Below are 15,795 nucleotides of genomic sequence, written 5' to 3'. Positions count from 1 at the left end.
AGTACCGGGAGATCGAACGCCGCTACGCCCAGCAGTGAGCCGTCTCGTCACTGGGTCAGTTCCTCGGGTTCTTCCTCGACCTTGGCAGCCAGCATCTCGGTCTCGATCGGGTGCGTCTCGACGCGGAAATCGGCGATTTCGATGGCCCCCTGGCCTTCGCCGATCAGGTGGAAGGAGAACGCCTTGCGGGTATCCAGGTTGTCGAAGGCGAAGCTCAGCTCCACCGGCCGGCCCTTCTTCAAGCGCGGTATCGGCGGGACGTTGATCAGCACGTCCCGGTCGAATTCCTTGGTCTTCAGACGCAGGGTGGCACCGGCTTCGCTCATGCTCAGCGCGTTGATCTTCAGGGTCACGCGGGTCTGGGTGCCCTTGGGCAGTTCCAGGTACTGGGCGCCGATCAGGTTGTCGGCCCAGTCATCGCCCGGTGTGGTGCGCAGGCGAATGCGCTCGTTGCTGGCGAACTGCAGCACCTGGTTGTCCTGGCCATCGGTCAACGAGCGATCCAGCAGCTCGGCACGCAGGCTCACCTGGCGCGCCGGCTTGCCGCTGACCCGGCCCAGGTACTCGGCGTGCTCGGCGATGAACCCCGGGCTGGCGTAGCGCCGGCAGACCTGCTGGAAGTTGCATTCGGTCAGCGTGCCCTGGCCGTCGTGCTCGCGCAGCAGGCCATTGGTATAGGAGATGATCTGGCGGCCATGGGGGTAGTCACGCAGCATCGAGCGCCCGGCGATGTTCGCCGGCAGCGGCAGGGCCAGGTAGTCGAGAATCGAGGCGGTCAGGTCGATGTGCCCGTAGACGCCACTCTTGAGCGACGGCAACTGCGCCTGCTCGGGCGCCAGCATGAGATTGAAACCCCAGGCCGACGCCAGGCGCACGTTCTCGATACCGTGGGATTCGTCGGAGGTCACCACCACCAGGGTGTCGTCGAGCACGCCGCGCTGGTGCAGGCCGTCGAGGAAGTCGCCAATGGCATCGTCGAGGTAGGCGATGGCGGCCTGCTTGGCGCTGTCATGGCGCTCCAGGTAATCGGCCGGCGCGGAATAGGGCTGGTGGGTGCCGACGGTCAGCAGGGTCAGCATCCACGGGGTCTTGTGCTTGCGCAGGCCATCGACGTAGCTCAGGGCGCCTTCGAAATAGGCGCGGTCGTCCATGCCCCAGGCGAAGTCGAGGTACGGCGTGTTGCGGAACCAGTCGCGGCCCAGGGTCTTGTCGAAACCCATGCGCGGCATGATCTGGTCCTTGGCCATGAAACGCAGCCCGGCGCCCTGCAGAAAGTGGGTGCTGAAGCCGTTGTCGCGCAACTGGGCCGGCAGGCACTGGGCGGCGCGCTCGGCATTGCCCAGCAGCTCGAGGCCCTTGGGCGTTCCCGAGGCCAGCTTGTCGTAGTCGCCGCAGAGCATCGCGTACAGGCCACGAATGGTCTGGTGGGCGTGCAGCACGTAGTCGCTGGTGAGCATGCCGCGCTCGGCCCAGGCGCTCAGGCGCGGCATCAGGTCAGCCTGGTAATGGCTGCCGATGGCCCGACGGCTGGCGTCGATATAGGCGCCGGGAATGCCTTCCAGGGTAACGATCAGCACGTTGCGGGCACGGCCTGGCCCCAGCAGCGGCGTGCCGTCCATGTCCAGGCGGGTCAGGCCGGTGACATCCGGTGGGCTGTTGGGCTGGCCGCGGCTCATCCAGTCCTCGACCTCCAGCTGGGCGAGGCTGAGCCCTTCGGCCAGCCATTTATGGGGCAGGTTGAACTGCACCCACTGGTCCGCTTCGCTGGGGCTGCGGTACTGGTAGACGGCGTGGGCGGCGAACAACGCCAGGGGGGCCAGCAGCCAGGCAACCGACGGTTTGCGCGCCGGCGGGCGCGCGGCGAGCACGACGAAGAACGCCAGTGCGGCCAGGATCAACGCGCCGGCCAGCCAGGGATGGGTCAGCCCGCCGCCTTGGGTCGAGTGGCTGAGGAACTGAGGGTCGGTCAGGTAATGCAGGTCCGCCAGTTCCGGCATGCGGCCTACGGCGCTGACCAGCTCGACGGTGCCCAGGTTGAAGACCACCCAGGCCACTGGCAGAGGAATGCCCAAGAACAGGCGACGACGCAGTGCCAGCCACAGCAGCAGGCTGCCAATTGCCAGGTCGGAGAGGTAACCGAACGGGTGCGACCAGCCCAGTGAATAGCGGCCAAGTAACGGCAATGCAATGAACAGCATGACCAGTACCAGCAGGGCGCTGGTCGGCCGCTGCAGCCAGGGGCTGAGAGAACGCACGTATCTTCCTTAAACGATGATCGACAGACGATGGCTTTCAGCAGGCCTTTGGATCGACCAAGGGCTCGAACGCTGAAAAAACGCTGACATCATTTTGAAACATGCATGTGCTCATCGCCAGCGACAAGCGCTGAAGACGGGAAATAAGTCGTTCAAATCATTGCCCGGACGGGCGAGGGGGAGAGACTGCCGACCTGGCGCCCGACGTGGGGCGCTGCAGGTCGATGCAGAAAATCACTTTTTGGAAATGGTGATGTGCCGGCTGGCGGGGCCATTGGTCTGGCCACTGACGCCTTTGGCGATCTCCTGGATCTTGCCGCCGGACTTGAGGAACGCCGCTACCTGAGCGTCGATCGATTCACTGGTTTCCACCGCAGGGGCGGGCTTGGCTTTGCTGTGGGATGCTTTGACGCGCATGACGGTCATATTGCCTACTCGAGTCATCAAGATGGCCGCCCATTGTATCACCGCTGAGCGCTCAGCTGTTCATTCGATGACCAATGGATGAGGTCGCGGTCGCCGGCCGGGTTTCCCGGCGACGAGTCCTGTACACTGCCGGCCTGGAAACGAGGGTAGGTACCATGGCTGTTATCGGACGTATGAATTCCTTGCAGGTCGTCAAGCACACCGACTTCGGTCTGTACCTGGACGGCGGAGCGGACGGCGAGATTCTGCTGCCCAAGCGCTATATCCCCAAGGAGACGCCGAGCGAGGTAGACGACTGGCTCAACGTGTTCGTCTACCTGGACAGCGAAGACAAGCTGATCGCCACCACCGACAAGCCCAGGGTGCAGGTCGGCGAATTCGCCAGCCTCAAGGTGGTCGACATCAACCGCGTGGGCCTGTTTCTCGACTGGGGCCTGCCCAAGGACCTGCTGCTGCCGCATTCGGAAGAAAAGCGCCCGCTGCAGATCGGCGATTACTGCGTGGTGCACGTGTTCGTCGACAAGCGCAGCCGCCGCATCACCGCCACCGCGCGCCTGGATCGCTATCTGGACAAGGTGCCGGCCACCTACCAGGCTGGCGAAGAGGTCGACCTGCTGGTGGTCGAGCCCACCGACATGGGCTTCAAGGCGATCATCAACGGCAAGCACTGGGGCCTGATCCACAAGAACGAAGTGATCGGCTACATGCGTGGCGGCATCCGCCAGCCGGGCTTCATCAAGGAAATGCGCAGCGACGGCAAGATCAGCCTCGCCCTGCAACCGGTCGGCCAGCAAGTCGCTGACAGCCTCGGGGAACAGATCCTGCAGCGCCTGCGTGACAGTGGCGGGGTGCTGGAACTGAGCGACAAGAGCGCGCCGGAGCGTATCAGCGCGATGTTCCGGGTCAGCAAGGGCAACTTCAAGAAAGCCATCGGCGGCCTGTACAAGCAGGGCCTGATCCGCATCCATGACGAGCGCATCGAACTGGTCAAGTAGCCCCACCACGACAGGCGTCGCAAAAAGCACTTGAGCGGCAGGCGGCGCTTGCCAATAATGCGAGCCCCGCCGGTGTAGCTCAGTCGGTAGAGCAGCGCACTCGTAACGCGAAGGTCGCAGGTTCGATTCCTGTCTCCGGCACCATTAGTTTTCCCCGTGAATCTCCAATCACAGCGGATTTCCCCAAAGGCCGCTGCGTGGCGGTCTTTCAGACACGGCTCGCAGCACTCTACGTCCAGGCATTGTCCGCACGCTCGCCGTGGTCGTGTGCTGCGTTGCCTCCCCTGTCTCCGTTAGGCCGGCGCGCTTGGTCCCGAGTCACACCAGGTGGCGAACCAGGGCCGCGACCAGTATGCCCGCGGCAATGGCGGCAAGCGGTTTCCTGACCAGCAGCATGACGATGGCGGTGCTCAGCAGCGCCAGCCTGGCGCCTGCGTCGCCTTCGAGCGCCAGGGGGGCGAGCAGGGCCACCAGCACCGAGCCGGACATGGCGCTGATGAACTGCTGGGTTCTCAGGTTGATCGGCACGAATGACATCACGAACACGCCACCCCAGCGGGTGGCCAGGGTGACCACGGCCATCACGGCCACCACGATCAGAGCGCCGGAGCCGGCCGTTTCGAGCATCATGGTTGTTTCTCCATCCACAGAGCGCCCAGGGCACCGCCGGCCAGGGCGCCGACCACCACGTGGCTGTTGCTGGGCAGGTACCAGTAGGCCAGCAGCGATGCGCTGGCGGCGACCGCCCAGATGACCAGCATGCGCAGGTTCTTCTGGCCGCCCACCACCATGGCCAGCAGAAAGCAGCCCATCACCATGTCGAGGCCGAAGCTCACCGGGTCGTCGATGGCGCTACCGAAATAGATGCCCAGCCAGGTGCCGATCAGCCAGGCCAGCCACAGCGCCAGGCCACCGCCGAGCAACAGGCCGAGCCCGGGCTTGTCGGTGCCGAAGGCCTGCATCGACATGGCCCAGTTGGCGTCGGACGCCACCAGCATCACCCCGTAGCGCTTGGCCGGCGGCAGGTTGCTGAGCCAGGGATACAGGGTGGCGCCCATCAGCAGGTGGCGGGCATTGATGGCGAAGACCGTCAGCGCCAGGGGCACCAGCGGAATGTGCGTGCCCCACATGTCCAGCGCGGCGAATTGCGAGGCGCCGGCGAACACCAGGGCACTCATGCTCAGGCTGGTTGCGCTGCTCAACCCGGTTTGCGTGGCGGCCAGGCCGAATGCCAGCCCGAACAGCACCACGAAGGCCGAGATGGGCAGAAACTGGCGGAAGCCATTCCAGGTAAGTGCGGGGTCGAGGGTTTGCAGAGACCGTTGTTGTGGGGCAGGCATGGGGCTCCTGATGGGGGCTTTGGTGGTGTTCAGCGCGGCGAGGCTGCCGAGGGAAAATCGGGATCGGCGGTCTTGGCCTGCCGATCCCGTGGTGCCGTCAACGGGTCTTCAAGGGCGGCGTGCGCGGCGGGATCTGCCGCTTGTTGCCGGTGGCTTCGAAGGCCGAGGCCAGGTGCAGCAGCGCGTTATCGTCATAGGCACGGCCGGCGAAGGTCAGGCCGACCGGCATGCCGATATCGGCCATCACGCCCATGGGCACGGTAACCGTCGGCACACCGAGGTGGCGAATGGCAAGGTTGCCGTTGGCGACCCAGACGCCGTTGCTCCAGGCGATATCGGCGGATTGCGGGTTGACGTCGGCGTCGGCCGGGCCCACGTCGGCGACGGTGGGGAACAGCACGGCGTCGAGCCCGAGTTCGTCCATCCAGTGTTCGAGGTCGAGCTGGCGGGTCTTCTCCAGGCCGCGCAGGCCGTCCGGCACGCTGGCGATTTCGTCCCAGGCCTTGAGGCCGCGCTCGGCCATGCGCACGTACTCGTCCATGCCGGCGGCCAGGTCGTCTTCACGGTTGGGCAGGGTGCCGGGGTCGTGGGGGAAGATCTGCGGGCCGTCGACGTCGGCCAGGCGGTTGAGCTTGGGGTCGCCGTTGGCGCGCAGGAAATCATCGAAGGCCCAGCCCGACAGTTCCCACAGCTCGTCATGCAGGAACTCGCGGGACACCAGGCCGCGGTTGAACACCGTCGGCGCGCCGGGGCGGTCGCCCTCGCAGTTGGACACCAGCGGGAAATCCACCTCGACTACCGTGGCGCCGGCGTTTTCCAGGGCAGCGCGCGCCTGCTCCCACAGGGCGATCACCGAGGCGCGGGTATGGATGCGCTGCCCGGTCGGGCCGCCGATGCCGGGCTTTTCGCTGGTGCCGGCCAGTTCGTCCCTGTTGATGTACATGCGCGGCACGCCCAGGCGCTTGCCTTTCAGGGCTTCGGGCCTAGCGGCCAATTCCAGGTAGGACGCCGGGCGTACCTCGCTGGCCTTGGGGATCGGCACCCAGGGCTGCAGGCGCCACAGATCGCCACGGGTGTCGGGATCGTCGGCGACGACTGCGTCGAGGATCTCCAGCAGGTCCGCCATGGTGCGGGCGAAGGGCACGACCACGTCCATGGTCGGGGTCAGTGGCCAGTTGCCGCGCACCGAAATCACCCCGCGCGACGGCGTGTAGGCGCACAGGCCGTTATTGGAGGCCGGACCACGGCCGCTCGACCAGGTTTCCTCGGCCAGGCCAAAGGCGCAGAAGCTCGCGGCGGTCGCGGTGCCGGCGCCATTGGAGGAGCCGGAGGCGAACGGCGCGGTGAGGTAATCGGCGTTGTAGGGGCTTTCGGCACGGCCATAGACGCCGCGCTGCATGCCGCCATTGGCCATCGGCGGCATATTGGTCTTGCCCAGGCAGATGGCACCGGCGGCGCGCAGGCGCTCGATGGTGAAGGCGTCGCGCTGGGCGAGCAGATCCTTGAAGGCCGGGCTGCCCGAAGCAGCGGTCAGGCCCTTGACCAGGTAGCTGTCCTTGGCGGTGTAGGGAATTCCGTCCAGCGGGCTCAGGGTTTCGCCACGGGCGCGACGGGCGTCCGAAGCCTCGGCCTCTTTCAGGGCATCGGGGTTATGCACCACCACGGCGTTGAGCCGGGTGGCCGTCTCGGCGCCATCGTAGGCATCGATCCGCGCGAGGTAGGCCTCGACCAGTTCGACCGCGGTAGTGCGGCCGGCCTCGAGCGCGGCGCGCAGCTCGGCGATGGAGACTTCGGTTACCTCGAACATGCTGTCACCCCTGATGGCTCACGGGCCGGCGACGTTCTTGGCGTGCCTCTTGCCCGGTGGAATGGCGGCTCATGCGGAGCCGGTCGAGGGTCGATTCTAGTGCCACCGGTGCATAAGAGGCAGCCCCAGGCGTTCAATTTTTTGCACAGGCCCAATGTTGTACAGTGGCACCTGGATTTCAGTGAGATGCCAATATGCACGATCCGATCAAGCCCGTGAGCCTGGACAAGGCCTACCGACTGCTCAGCCATGGCCCGACGGTACTGGTATCCGCCCGTCATGATGGCGTCGACGGGGTGATGGCCGCCGCCTGGGCCTGCGCCCTGGATTTCGATCCGCCCAAGCTGACCGTGGTGCTCGACAAGATCACCGCCACCCGCGTGCTGGTCGAGCGCAGCGGGCAGTTCGTCATCCAGGTGCCCACTGCCGCGCAGCTGGAGCTGACCTATCAGGTCGGCTCGCGCAGTCTCAACGAGGAACCGGGCAAGCTGGCCGCCAGCGGCGTCGAACTGTTTTCGCTCGGGGACATGGATCTGCCGTTCGTGGCCGGCTGTTCGGCATGGCTGGCCTGCCGGCTGATCGACGAGCCGCACAACCAGCAGGCGTACGACCTGTTTATCGGCGAGGTCACCGCAGCCTGGGCCGACGACCGGGTGTTTCGCGACGGGCGCTGGCATTTCGAGGACGCCGATCCGGCCTGGCGCAGCCTTCACCATGTCGCCGGCGGTCACTTTTATGCCATCGGCGAGGCGCTGACCCGCAAATGATCCGCGTCTGGCGTTGTCCCAGATAGACATGCATCGAGGGCGCATTGGCGCCTCGCACGGAGTTCGCCATGAAAGCATCGATCAGTCTTGCCCTGGCGCTGACCATCATGGCCGGCGCCTCCGCCACGTTCGCCGACGAGCGTGCGCCGCAGACCATCCGCGTGATTCCCAAGGCCTATGTCAGCCCCGGAGCGAGCGGCAGCGTCGACACCTATGAACGGCAGGAGCGCTACCACCTCTACGGTGGCCAGCGGATTCCCCAGGGCATCGACTCCAGCCGCTACGAAAGCGGCCAGCGCAGCTCCACCTTCGAAACCCGCGGCGGTATCCGCCAGAGCATCGAATATCCCAACGGTTATGAGGTACAGCGTTACCCGGGGCAGGGCACCCAGCGGTACGAGCAGCGGCGCTAAGTCGCATTAGACTTTGGTCTAAAAAACAGAGGGCTTCGACTAAGGTCGTCTGTCGCAAGTCGACTGCTGACATACAGTTATCCGTACCAGCATCCTGCTGTGGAGGATAACAATAAAATGAACGACAGCATCTACCAGCGGATCGAGCAAAATCCGCGCTTCAAGGAGCTTGTAGCCAAGCGCGAGCGATTCGCCTGGATACTCTCCGCCATCATGCTCGGCATCTATGTCGGCTTCATTCTGCTCATCGCTTTCGTGCCTGGCCTGCTCGGTACCCGCATCAGTGCCGACTCGCCGATCACCTGGGGCATTCCCATCGGTGTCGGCGTGATCCTGTCGGCCTTCGTGCTCACCGGTATCTATGTTCGTCGCGCCAATGGCGAGTTCGACAACCTGAACCAGGCCATCCTGGACGAGGTGGGCAAATGATCGGCCGTATCCTTGGCGCCCTGGCCCTGATGGCCATGGCACCGGCCCTGTGGGCCGACGCGCTGACCGGTGACGTGCAACGTCAGGCGGTCAACACCCCTGCCATCCTGATGTTCCTGGCCTTCGTCGGTGGCACCCTGTGCATCACCTACTGGGCCTCGAAGCGCAGCAAATCAACGTCGGACTTCTACACCGCAGGGGGCGGCATCACCGGCTTCCAGAACGGCCTGGCGATCGCTGGCGACTACATGTCGGCCGCCTCCTTCCTGGGTATTTCCGCCCTGGTGTTCACCTCGGGCTACGACGGCCTGATCTACTCGATCGGCTTTCTGGTCGGCTGGCCGGTGATCCTCTTCCTGATCGCCGAGCGCCTGCGCAACCTGGGTAAATACACCTTTGCCGACGTGGCGTCCTACCGCCTCAAGCAGAAGGAAATCCGCACCCTGTCGGCCAGCGGCTCGCTGGTGGTGGTGGCCTTCTACCTGATCGCGCAGATGGTCGGTGCCGGCAAGCTGATCGAATTGCTGTTCGGCCTGCAGTACCACGTGGCGGTCGTACTGGTCGGCATCCTGATGGTGATGTACGTGCTGTTCGGCGGCATGCTGGCCACCACCTGGGTGCAGATCATCAAGGCGGTGCTGCTGCTTTCCGGTGCGTCGTTCATGGCGCTGATGGTGATGAAGCACGTCGGCTTCAACTTCGCCACGCTGTTCTCCGAAGCCATCAAGGTCCACGCCAACGGCGAAGCGATCATGAGCCCGGGCGGCCTGGTCAAGGACCCGATTTCCGCGATCTCCCTGGGCCTGGCACTGATGTTCGGTACTGCCGGCCTGCCGCACATCCTGATGCGCTTCTTCACCGTGAGCGATGCCAAGGAAGCCCGCAAGTCGGTGTTCTACGCCACCGGTTTCATCGGCTACTTCTACATCCTGACCTTTATCATCGGCTTCGGCGCGATCCTGCTGGTCAGCACCAACCCGGTCTTCAAGGACGCCACCGGCGCGCTGCTCGGCGGCAACAACATGGCGGCGGTGCACCTGGCCAATGCCGTGGGCGGCAGCATTTTCCTGGGCTTCATCTCGGCCGTGGCCTTCGCCACCATCCTCGCGGTGGTTGCCGGCCTGACCCTGGCGGGCGCATCGGCGGTTTCCCACGACCTGTACGCCAGCGTGTTCAAGAAGGGCAACGTCAACGAAAAGGACGAGCTGCGCGTTTCGAAGATCACCACCGTGTGCCTGGGGGTGCTGGCCATCGGCCTGGGTATTCTCTTCGAGAAACAGAACATCGCGTTCATGGTGGGCTTGGCGTTCTCCATCGCGGCGAGCTGTAACTTCCCGGTGCTGTTCCTTTCCATGTACTGGAAAAACCTGACCACCCGGGGCGCCATGATCGGCGGCTGGCTGGGCCTGATCACCGCGGTGGTGCTGATGGTGCTCGGCCCGACCATCTGGGTCACCGTGCTCGGCCACGCGCAGGCGATCTTCCCGTACGAGTATCCGGCGCTGTTCTCGATCATCGTGGCGTTCGTCGGTATCTGGTTCTTCTCGATCACCGACAAGTCCGAAGCGGCTGCAGAGGAACGTGCGCTGTTCCTGCCGCAGTTCGTGCGTTCGCACACCGGCCTGGGAGCCAGCGGCGCCTCGGCCCACTGATCGCTCGACGGGTAAGCTAAGGGGCGGCCTGCGGGTCGCCCCTTTTTTGTTATTCGCATTTCGCGGGGAGGATAGGCTTGGTACCGGACTGGCAAGTTTGTGTGCGTATCACTTACTGGCTTGGCACTATCCATTACTGCGTCTACTGACCCTTTGTGTTGCGCCCCTTACGGGCGCCACACCTTTCTTGCTTGCCCAAGAAAGGTGTGCCAAAGAAGGGCACCCCGACATCCGGGTTTCGCTGCGCGAAACTCCCCTCGCTCCGGCGCCGCTCCGGGGGCCGGCTTACATGGGCCATCCCTGGCCCATTAAGCGGGGCCGCCATCGGTATTTCGCCGCATCCATGCGGCTCATCCCCCTACGCGACACCTCCACTCGGCCTCCTGACGGGACCGGAGCGCGAGCTTGCAAGATTTCCACGGACTCAAGTTAGGCAGCGTCTGTTTTTGCTTTTGCTCTCGAGTTGCGATCTCACAGACGACGCCCAAGTCCCCTTCAGGAGGCCGAGTGGAATCGCTGTGTAAGGGGTTGAGCGGCATGGATGCCGCGAGAGCTGCGATGGGCCAGGGATGGCCTTTCGTCAGTGGGCCGCATCCGGTCGTGCCCCTGGAACAGTGATGGAGCGAGGGAACCCCGGCGCAGCCGGGGCCGTATGTAGGGGTGTGTTTCTTTGCTCACTTTCTTTGCACAAGCAAAGAAAGTGAGTCGCCCGTAAGGGGCGAAACCCATCCGGCCAGGCAGCGCGCTAATGGAAGGTGCCGAATTATCGACAGCTCACACAAACTCGCCAGTCCGGTGTTAACCCGCACTTTCCTCAAGCTATGCGAAGAGCGTTTTTACGTCGTCACTCGAGAGGCTGCTTCAAGGGCAGGCACGAGGGCGTTCGTTTTTGCCAGGCTACCTGGCTGAACGTGCCAGCGTTTGGCCTCGGGGCGGGCTGCTGGTCTGGCCGGACAGGTTCGGCCGGACAGGCTCGGCCAGACAGGCTCGCCGAGCCAGCGGCCGGCGCGGAGTGAAGAGTCCGCTGCCGCCTTCGCTAGGCCAGTGCGGCCACCTGGTAGGTGTCGATATGGATGCGGTTGCGTCCGGCGCGCTTGGCTTCATAAAGCTGGTGATCGGCGCGCTGCAGCCAGTCCTGCCAGCGCTCGTTGGCGTACAGCACGGCGCCGCCCATGGACACCGTCACCGGTCCGCCCGGGCTGGTCAGATGCTGGGCGATCTGCGCCTGCAACTGCAGAGCGGCCGTGCGCAGGCCCTTTTCGTTGGTATTGCACAGCAGCAACAGGAACTCTTCACCGCCAAAGCGGAACAGCCGGTCTTCGTGGCGGAAGCAGCGATTGGTCAGCTCGACGAAATTCACCAGCACCTGATCGCCCACCGCATGACCGAAGCGATCGTTGACCTGCTTGAAGTGATCCATGTCTATGACCAGTACGGCGCTGCTGATGTCGTGCCGGCGCTTGTTCGCCACGGCGATCTTCAACTCCTGATCCATCACCCGGCGATTGCGGGCGCCGGTCAGCGCGTCGCGGGTGGCCCAGGACTGCAGTTGCTTGCGCTGGTAGCTCGCGCGCTGGGCGAAGATGAAACTGAGGGTACTGGAGAGCATCGCGGTGACGATGAACGACAGCATCTGGTAATCGTTTTCGAATACCGTACCCGGTATCAACCTCGAGTAGACCACCAGCGCGACCAGCACCGCGACGGTCGCCAGCAATGCCAGCAGCGGCGGCACCATGAAGAAGTTGAGAAGGATCAGCGGATAGATCCAGAACAGGCCGTTGATGCCCAGCTTGATGACGATCAGCGTGGCGCACAGGGAGGCGACGACCATCAGGCAGAGCCCCGGCTTGCGCGTGTCGCCGGTTCGCCAGGCGTAGCCCATGGCGAAGAGGGTCGACAGCACGATGATGGTGTCGGCGATACCGACCGCGTAGTTGCCTTGCGACAGGCGATAGATGGCGTAAGGCGAGATACCGAGTACCCCGAAGAACCCCATCAGGGTAATGATGGAGAGCTGAAAGTCCCTGCGCAGCCGCGCAAGAGCACGATTGAACGGTCTGCCCATGGCCTGTTGTTCTCATTGGTCGCGCGTTCGCCTGGCAGCAGTGCTCGTTTCCCGGTAGCGCTGGAATCCGTGGGTATCGGCCACGGTGGGCAGTAGCGGCTATCGCGAAGCGAGGTGGCTCGATTGCCAGCGTCACGTCAGCTCTTATGAAATATCAACGTGCCATTACGTTCAATATCTTTTTCTTTTTGTAACGCTGCAGGCGTTCGGCCAGGGGGGCGGGCGGCGATGGGCAGGGCGCGAAGCCCAGGCGGCCGTAGAAGGGTTCGAGATCGGGATGGCAGAACAGCCACACCGGTGTGTCGATCGCGTGCAGGGCGTGGCTGATCAGGGCGCTGGCCACGCCTTGCCGGCGCTGCTCGGCGTCGACCAGCAGGCTGGTCAGCCACTGGCCGTGAGCCATCGGCTGCAGGCACAGCGCGGCGATGATCTGCGTGCGTTTGGCCACCCACACCTGGTGGGCCGCCCGGGTGCGCATGGCCGATTGCTGGCTGCGGTAGAACTTGTCGGCCAGGGGGCGCAGGTGGTCGGGCAGGCAGCGAAACTCGGGCATTGACGTGAGGTAGTGATGGACGGGGCGCCAGTCTACGTTCCAGCTGCCCTGGCTGCCAGGCTCAGGTGCTGCGTTGCAACAGGCGCACGGCGCTGATCTCCGGCAGGTCGTCACGACGCAGGTAGACGCGCAGCGGTTCGCTGATGGCCAGGCGCTCGTCGATGCGCAGCTCGACCAGCAGGCGCAGACGCTCGCGCTTGAGGGTCATCAGCTCGGCGTCGTCCGCGGCTTGCCAGACGAACTCGCTGGTCGGGGTGATGCTCTGTTCGGCGACGTCCAGGCCGAAGGAGTCTTCGCTGAAACGCACGATATGCTGGCCGGTCTTGACGTTGAAGCCGACGAAGCCTTGCAACTGATCGGCAGCGGCGCAGATGCCGGCGGAAGTGATAGCCATGGTGAGCCCTCGTGATAGCGCAATGGATCGGCTCAGGCTAAGCGCTGCGTGCAGAAGGGCGTTGCCGTGGATCAACGAACCGGCAGCGGGCCGCTGCGCCATGCTGTACGCGTTGCCGCAGCTGTCGCCCAGGCCGTCTCTGCGCGGTCGATCAGCCTTCCGGCAGCACGCGGGGTTGCGGGCCGACATCGCGGATCGAGTTGGATACGCGGTAGCTGGGTGCCTGCAGAGCGCTGCGGATCTTCTCGTAATCCTCGTATTGCAGGCCGCTGCGGCTGAGCATCTCCAGGGCGAACTGCTTGATCTCGGCGTCGGTGTAGGGGCGTTCGGCGGCCGACTGCGGGGTGGCGCAGCCGGCTAGCGAGAGGGTGAGGAGGGTGAGCAGAACGAGCAGTGGACGTTGCATGGCGGGCACCTGTAAGCGAAGCCGTTGAGATGGTGTCTAGGGTCTGTTGCCGTTTCAACGCGAGCCGCGTTGCCGCGAGAAATCTCGCCAGGCTAGGCGGAGGACGCAGGGAATGGCGTTCCCTTTTCAAGTCCTCCAACAACGCATGGCGAGATTTCTCGCGCAACCCGAAGGGCCGGGCCCGTTTTGCCGCGATGCTGCGTTTCTCGCCGGCTCATTTAGCTAGCTAAACTTCGCGGCTCGTGCCTTGCCTCGCGGCAAAACGGGCTCCGGCGCGGCCGTGCGTGAAACGGCAACAGACCCTAGGCTATTGGCTGGCTCGTCGGCGCAGAAATCATTCACTTCGATAGTGGCTATCGGCGCCCGAGAGGCAGAGGTGCGCTCAGGCGTGCGGCCAGATCACCGGCAGTACATGCAGGCGCAGCAGCGGCGCCAGGTCGTCGCCGCGCGGATCCTGGGGCGCCAGCCAGCGCAACGCCTCGAGTTCGGCTGCCGGGGCAACCGGATGGCGGAGGGCGGCGCGAAAGATATCGGCTGCCACGCGGGTATCGGCTTCGTTGGCGGCCATTTCATTGAAATGGCCCAGCGGCGTGAACGCCGCCTCGGGTAGCTGCAGGTGGAGTTCTTCAGCGAGCTCGCGGGCCAGGGCCTGCAGGGCGCTTTCACCGGCTTCGCGTTTGCCGCCGGGCAGCATGAACATCCGGGTACCGCGTTTGCGTACCAGCAGCAGCCGGCCGGCGTCGTCGAGCAGGCAGGCGGCGGCGATGTTCAGGGTGCGCGACGGCATGTTCAGCGCAGGTGGCGGGGCGGGGTTTCCAGCAGGCCGACCTTCACCGCCATCAGCGGCGAGTTGTTGATCCACACGTCGTCGATGACGATGGTGCGGCCGATGTCTTCCCTGTCGGCAGCCACCAGCAGGTAGTAGGTGCCATCTTCCGGCGCTTCGCCATCCCAGCCCATGCTGGTCATGCCGATCACCGTGGCCGGGCGGGTCGGTTTGTTGGGAATCACCGTGCCGTAGGCGTCCATCAGCACCGCGCGGGGCTTCAGGGCGAACTTGTTGATGCCCATGCAGGTGTGGTCGCACAGCGAGTTGACGTTGAGGCGATAGCGCTCGCCCTGCTTGAGTTTCAGGGAATAGACGCGGTAGTTGGACAGCGAGCTGCCGAACTGCATGCTGGCGTCGCTTGCCAGGCCGTGAGGCGCTTTGCTGCCTGGATCCAGCGGCAGCGGCACGACCTGGGCGTTATGGATCGCCTCCAGGTTGCTGCGTACGATGCTGTCCTGGTCGGCCGCAAGTGGTGCCGGCGACGAGTGTGGGACGCTGCTGCAAGCTCCGAGCATAAGGCAGGCGGCGAGAAAGAGGGATTTGTGCACGATGAAGCTCCTGTAAGGCTGTATCCCGCTGCGCCCGTGGTCGGCGCAGAAGGAAGCCGGACAGTATACCGGGTTATGGCAGCAATACCGTGATGGATTGCCGCAATTTGCCCCTTGCTGCTAGTTTTAGCCGGCGAGGCCCACGTAGACGTTCTGCACGTCGTCGTGGTTGTCGATGGCCTCCAGGAAGGCTTCGACCTCTTCGCGCTGCTCAGGCGTCAGGCTGGTAACCGGGTTCTTCGGGCGGTAACCCAGGTTGGCCGAGTTGACGGTGAAGCCTTGCTCGGGCAGGGCGCGGCTGACCAGGTCGAGGTCGGTCGGCTCGGTGATGAACAGCGTATTGCCTTCGTCGGCCTCGTCGAAATCCTGGGCGCCGGCTTCGATGGCGGCCAGTTCAGGGTCGGCGCCGCTGTCGCTGGAGGCTTCGATCAGCCCGACGTGGTCGAAATCCCAGGCCACCGAGCCGCTGCCGCCCAGCTGACCCTTGCGGAACAGCACGCGGATCTCGGCCACGGTGCGGTTGACGTTGTCGGTCAGGCACTCGACGATCAGCGGCACCTGGTGGGGCGCGAAACCCTCGTAGGTGGTGCGCTCGAAGTTCACCGTCTCGCCGCTCAGGCCCGCGCCTTTCTTGATGGCGCGGTCGAGGGTGTCCTTGGGCATCGAGGCTTTCTTGGCCTGGTGGATGGCCAGGCGCAGCTTGGGGTTCATGTCCGGATCGGCGCCATTGCGCGCGGCGACCATGATCTCCTTGACCAGGCGACCGAAAATCTTGCCCCTGGCGTTGGCGGCGGCTTCTTTAGGTTTGGCTTTCCACTGGGCGCCCATGTCTGTTCTCTCGGCTGTGCGGATGATGGCGTGGCGCAGCCTCGAAGTGACCGGAACGGGCTGTGCGACGAATTAGGGTGGCAGA

At 64.5% G+C, this 15,795-nt stretch carries 17 protein-coding genes and 1 tRNA gene; 6 read left to right on the top strand and 12 right to left on the bottom strand.

Translation table 11 applies throughout. The features are described 5' to 3' along the window. Positions 1 to 47 precede the first annotated feature (47 nt). Together K8U54_RS02310 and K8U54_RS02305 are read right to left on the bottom strand one after the other, a co-directional pair. Positions 48 to 2,255 carry an LTA synthase family protein gene (locus K8U54_RS02310; protein ID WP_434059979.1) on the bottom strand — a complete coding sequence of 736 codons (2,208 nt, stop codon included), beginning with the start codon at positions 2,253 to 2,255 and terminating at the stop codon, positions 48 to 50. A gap of 234 nt (positions 2,256 to 2,489) precedes the next feature. Then, entirely contained in the window at positions 2,490 to 2,681 is a 192-nt protein-coding gene (locus K8U54_RS02305) for a hypothetical protein (RefSeq protein ID WP_170833962.1), read from the bottom strand. A gap of 155 nt (positions 2,682 to 2,836) precedes the next feature. On the opposite strand from K8U54_RS02305, the gene K8U54_RS02300 reads away from it, so the two are divergent. Continuing rightward, the gene (locus K8U54_RS02300) at positions 2,837 to 3,676 is read left to right on the top strand and encodes a CvfB family protein (RefSeq protein ID WP_249908695.1); all 840 of its coding nucleotides are present in this window, start codon (positions 2,837 to 2,839) and stop codon (positions 3,674 to 3,676) included. A gap of 68 nt (positions 3,677 to 3,744) precedes the next feature. Further along, a tRNA-Thr gene (locus K8U54_RS02295) sits at positions 3,745 to 3,820 on the top strand. A gap of 174 nt (positions 3,821 to 3,994) precedes the next feature. On the opposite strand, the gene K8U54_RS02290 is transcribed toward K8U54_RS02295, so the two are convergent. The 3 genes from K8U54_RS02290 to K8U54_RS02280 all read right to left on the bottom strand — a co-directional run bounded on the left by K8U54_RS02290 (position 3,995) and on the right by K8U54_RS02280 (position 6,823). After that, on the bottom strand, positions 3,995 to 4,306 hold the full coding sequence (locus K8U54_RS02290) for an AzlD family protein (RefSeq protein ID WP_070886801.1): 312 nt from the start codon (positions 4,304 to 4,306) through the stop codon (positions 3,995 to 3,997). Next, positions 4,303 to 5,016: an AzlC family ABC transporter permease gene (locus K8U54_RS02285; RefSeq protein WP_249908694.1), complete on the bottom strand. Its 714-nt coding sequence runs from the start codon at positions 5,014 to 5,016 to the stop codon at positions 4,303 to 4,305. The genes K8U54_RS02290 and K8U54_RS02285 overlap by 4 nt, the downstream gene beginning before the upstream one ends. 97 nt (positions 5,017 to 5,113) lie before the next feature. Then, positions 5,114 to 6,823, bottom strand: coding sequence for an amidase (locus K8U54_RS02280; protein WP_249908693.1), 1,710 nt, complete (start codon positions 6,821 to 6,823; stop codon positions 5,114 to 5,116). Positions 6,824 to 7,017: 194 nt separating this feature from the next. Here K8U54_RS02280 and K8U54_RS02275 point away from each other — a divergent pair, with 194 nt between their 5' ends. The 4 genes from K8U54_RS02275 to K8U54_RS02260 all read left to right on the top strand — a co-directional run bounded on the left by K8U54_RS02275 (position 7,018) and on the right by K8U54_RS02260 (position 10,084). Further along, positions 7,018 to 7,590, top strand: a complete 573-nt coding sequence (locus K8U54_RS02275; RefSeq protein WP_249908692.1) for a flavin reductase family protein — start codon at positions 7,018 to 7,020, stop codon at positions 7,588 to 7,590. Positions 7,591 to 7,658: 68 nt separating this feature from the next. Beyond that, positions 7,659 to 8,003, top strand: a complete 345-nt coding sequence (locus K8U54_RS02270; protein WP_249908691.1) for a hypothetical protein — start codon at positions 7,659 to 7,661, stop codon at positions 8,001 to 8,003. A gap of 117 nt (positions 8,004 to 8,120) precedes the next feature. Continuing rightward, positions 8,121 to 8,432 carry a DUF485 domain-containing protein gene (locus tag K8U54_RS02265; RefSeq protein ID WP_249908690.1) on the top strand — a complete coding sequence of 104 codons (312 nt, stop codon included), beginning with the start codon at positions 8,121 to 8,123 and terminating at the stop codon, positions 8,430 to 8,432. Then, positions 8,429 to 10,084: a cation acetate symporter gene (locus tag K8U54_RS02260; RefSeq protein ID WP_249908689.1), complete on the top strand. Its 1,656-nt coding sequence runs from the start codon at positions 8,429 to 8,431 to the stop codon at positions 10,082 to 10,084. The genes K8U54_RS02265 and K8U54_RS02260 overlap by 4 nt, the downstream gene beginning before the upstream one ends. A gap of 1,036 nt (positions 10,085 to 11,120) precedes the next feature. On the opposite strand, the gene K8U54_RS02255 is transcribed toward K8U54_RS02260, so the two are convergent. The 7 genes from K8U54_RS02255 to K8U54_RS02225 all read right to left on the bottom strand — a co-directional run bounded on the left by K8U54_RS02255 (position 11,121) and on the right by K8U54_RS02225 (position 15,710). Further along, on the bottom strand, positions 11,121 to 12,152 hold the full coding sequence (locus tag K8U54_RS02255) for a GGDEF domain-containing protein (RefSeq protein WP_249908688.1): 1,032 nt from the start codon (positions 12,150 to 12,152) through the stop codon (positions 11,121 to 11,123). 154 nt (positions 12,153 to 12,306) lie between these two features. Continuing rightward, positions 12,307 to 12,705 carry a GNAT family N-acetyltransferase gene (locus tag K8U54_RS02250; RefSeq protein WP_249908687.1) on the bottom strand — a complete coding sequence of 133 codons (399 nt, stop codon included), beginning with the start codon at positions 12,703 to 12,705 and terminating at the stop codon, positions 12,307 to 12,309. Between the two features lie 61 nt (positions 12,706 to 12,766). Then, entirely contained in the window at positions 12,767 to 13,099 is a 333-nt protein-coding gene (locus K8U54_RS02245; protein ID WP_249908686.1) for a DUF2025 family protein, read from the bottom strand. A gap of 151 nt (positions 13,100 to 13,250) precedes the next feature. After that, positions 13,251 to 13,505 (bottom strand): hypothetical protein, encoded by a 255-nt coding sequence (locus tag K8U54_RS02240; RefSeq protein ID WP_249908685.1) that lies wholly within the window; start codon positions 13,503 to 13,505, stop codon positions 13,251 to 13,253. A gap of 382 nt (positions 13,506 to 13,887) precedes the next feature. After that, the gene (locus K8U54_RS02235; protein WP_249908684.1) at positions 13,888 to 14,292 is read right to left on the bottom strand and encodes an NUDIX hydrolase; all 405 of its coding nucleotides are present in this window, start codon (positions 14,290 to 14,292) and stop codon (positions 13,888 to 13,890) included. A 2-nt stretch (positions 14,293 to 14,294) separates the two neighbouring features. Beyond that, a complete protein-coding gene (locus tag K8U54_RS02230; RefSeq protein WP_249908683.1) occupies positions 14,295 to 14,882 on the bottom strand; it encodes a hypothetical protein in 588 nt (195 codons plus the stop codon). 126 nt (positions 14,883 to 15,008) lie between these two features. Further along, complete coding sequence (locus K8U54_RS02225; protein WP_249908682.1) at positions 15,009 to 15,710, bottom strand: YebC/PmpR family DNA-binding transcriptional regulator; 702 nt, start codon at positions 15,708 to 15,710, stop codon at positions 15,009 to 15,011. Positions 15,711 to 15,795 lie beyond the last annotated feature (85 nt).

This window comes from Pseudomonas fulva, assembly GCF_023517795.1.
GTDB classification, from domain to species: Bacteria; Pseudomonadota; Gammaproteobacteria; order Pseudomonadales; family Pseudomonadaceae; genus Aquipseudomonas; species Aquipseudomonas fulva_D.
The sequence above is the reverse complement of the archived record's forward strand: the minus strand, read 5'-3'. Positions and strand labels throughout refer to the sequence as shown.

What these genes read in the sequence shown, in the direction of transcription:
- K8U54_RS02305 (WP_170833962.1), bottom strand. Translation starts at nt 2,681, where the DNA reads ATGACCGTCATGCGCGTCAAAGCATCCCACAGCAAAGCCAAGCCCGCC.
- K8U54_RS02300 (WP_249908695.1), top strand. Translation starts at nt 2,837, where the DNA reads ATGGCTGTTATCGGACGTATGAATTCCTTGCAGGTCGTCAAGCACACC.
- K8U54_RS02290 (WP_070886801.1), bottom strand. Translation starts at nt 4,306, where the DNA reads ATGATGCTCGAAACGGCCGGCTCCGGCGCTCTGATCGTGGTGGCCGTG.
- K8U54_RS02285 (WP_249908694.1), bottom strand. Translation starts at nt 5,016, where the DNA reads ATGCCTGCCCCACAACAACGGTCTCTGCAAACCCTCGACCCCGCACTT.
- K8U54_RS02280 (WP_249908693.1), bottom strand. Translation starts at nt 6,823, where the DNA reads ATGTTCGAGGTAACCGAAGTCTCCATCGCCGAGCTGCGCGCCGCGCTC.
- K8U54_RS02275 (WP_249908692.1), top strand. Translation starts at nt 7,018, where the DNA reads ATGCACGATCCGATCAAGCCCGTGAGCCTGGACAAGGCCTACCGACTG.
- K8U54_RS02270 (WP_249908691.1), top strand. Translation starts at nt 7,659, where the DNA reads ATGAAAGCATCGATCAGTCTTGCCCTGGCGCTGACCATCATGGCCGGC.
- K8U54_RS02265 (WP_249908690.1), top strand. Translation starts at nt 8,121, where the DNA reads ATGAACGACAGCATCTACCAGCGGATCGAGCAAAATCCGCGCTTCAAG.
- K8U54_RS02260 (WP_249908689.1), top strand. Translation starts at nt 8,429, where the DNA reads ATGATCGGCCGTATCCTTGGCGCCCTGGCCCTGATGGCCATGGCACCG.
- K8U54_RS02255 (WP_249908688.1), bottom strand. Translation starts at nt 12,152, where the DNA reads ATGGGCAGACCGTTCAATCGTGCTCTTGCGCGGCTGCGCAGGGACTTT.
- K8U54_RS02250 (WP_249908687.1), bottom strand. Translation starts at nt 12,705, where the DNA reads ATGCCCGAGTTTCGCTGCCTGCCCGACCACCTGCGCCCCCTGGCCGAC.
- K8U54_RS02245 (WP_249908686.1), bottom strand. Translation starts at nt 13,099, where the DNA reads ATGGCTATCACTTCCGCCGGCATCTGCGCCGCTGCCGATCAGTTGCAA.
- K8U54_RS02240 (WP_249908685.1), bottom strand. Translation starts at nt 13,505, where the DNA reads ATGCAACGTCCACTGCTCGTTCTGCTCACCCTCCTCACCCTCTCGCTA.
- K8U54_RS02235 (WP_249908684.1), bottom strand. Translation starts at nt 14,292, where the DNA reads ATGCCGTCGCGCACCCTGAACATCGCCGCCGCCTGCCTGCTCGACGAC.
- K8U54_RS02225 (WP_249908682.1), bottom strand. Translation starts at nt 15,710, where the DNA reads ATGGGCGCCCAGTGGAAAGCCAAACCTAAAGAAGCCGCCGCCAACGCC.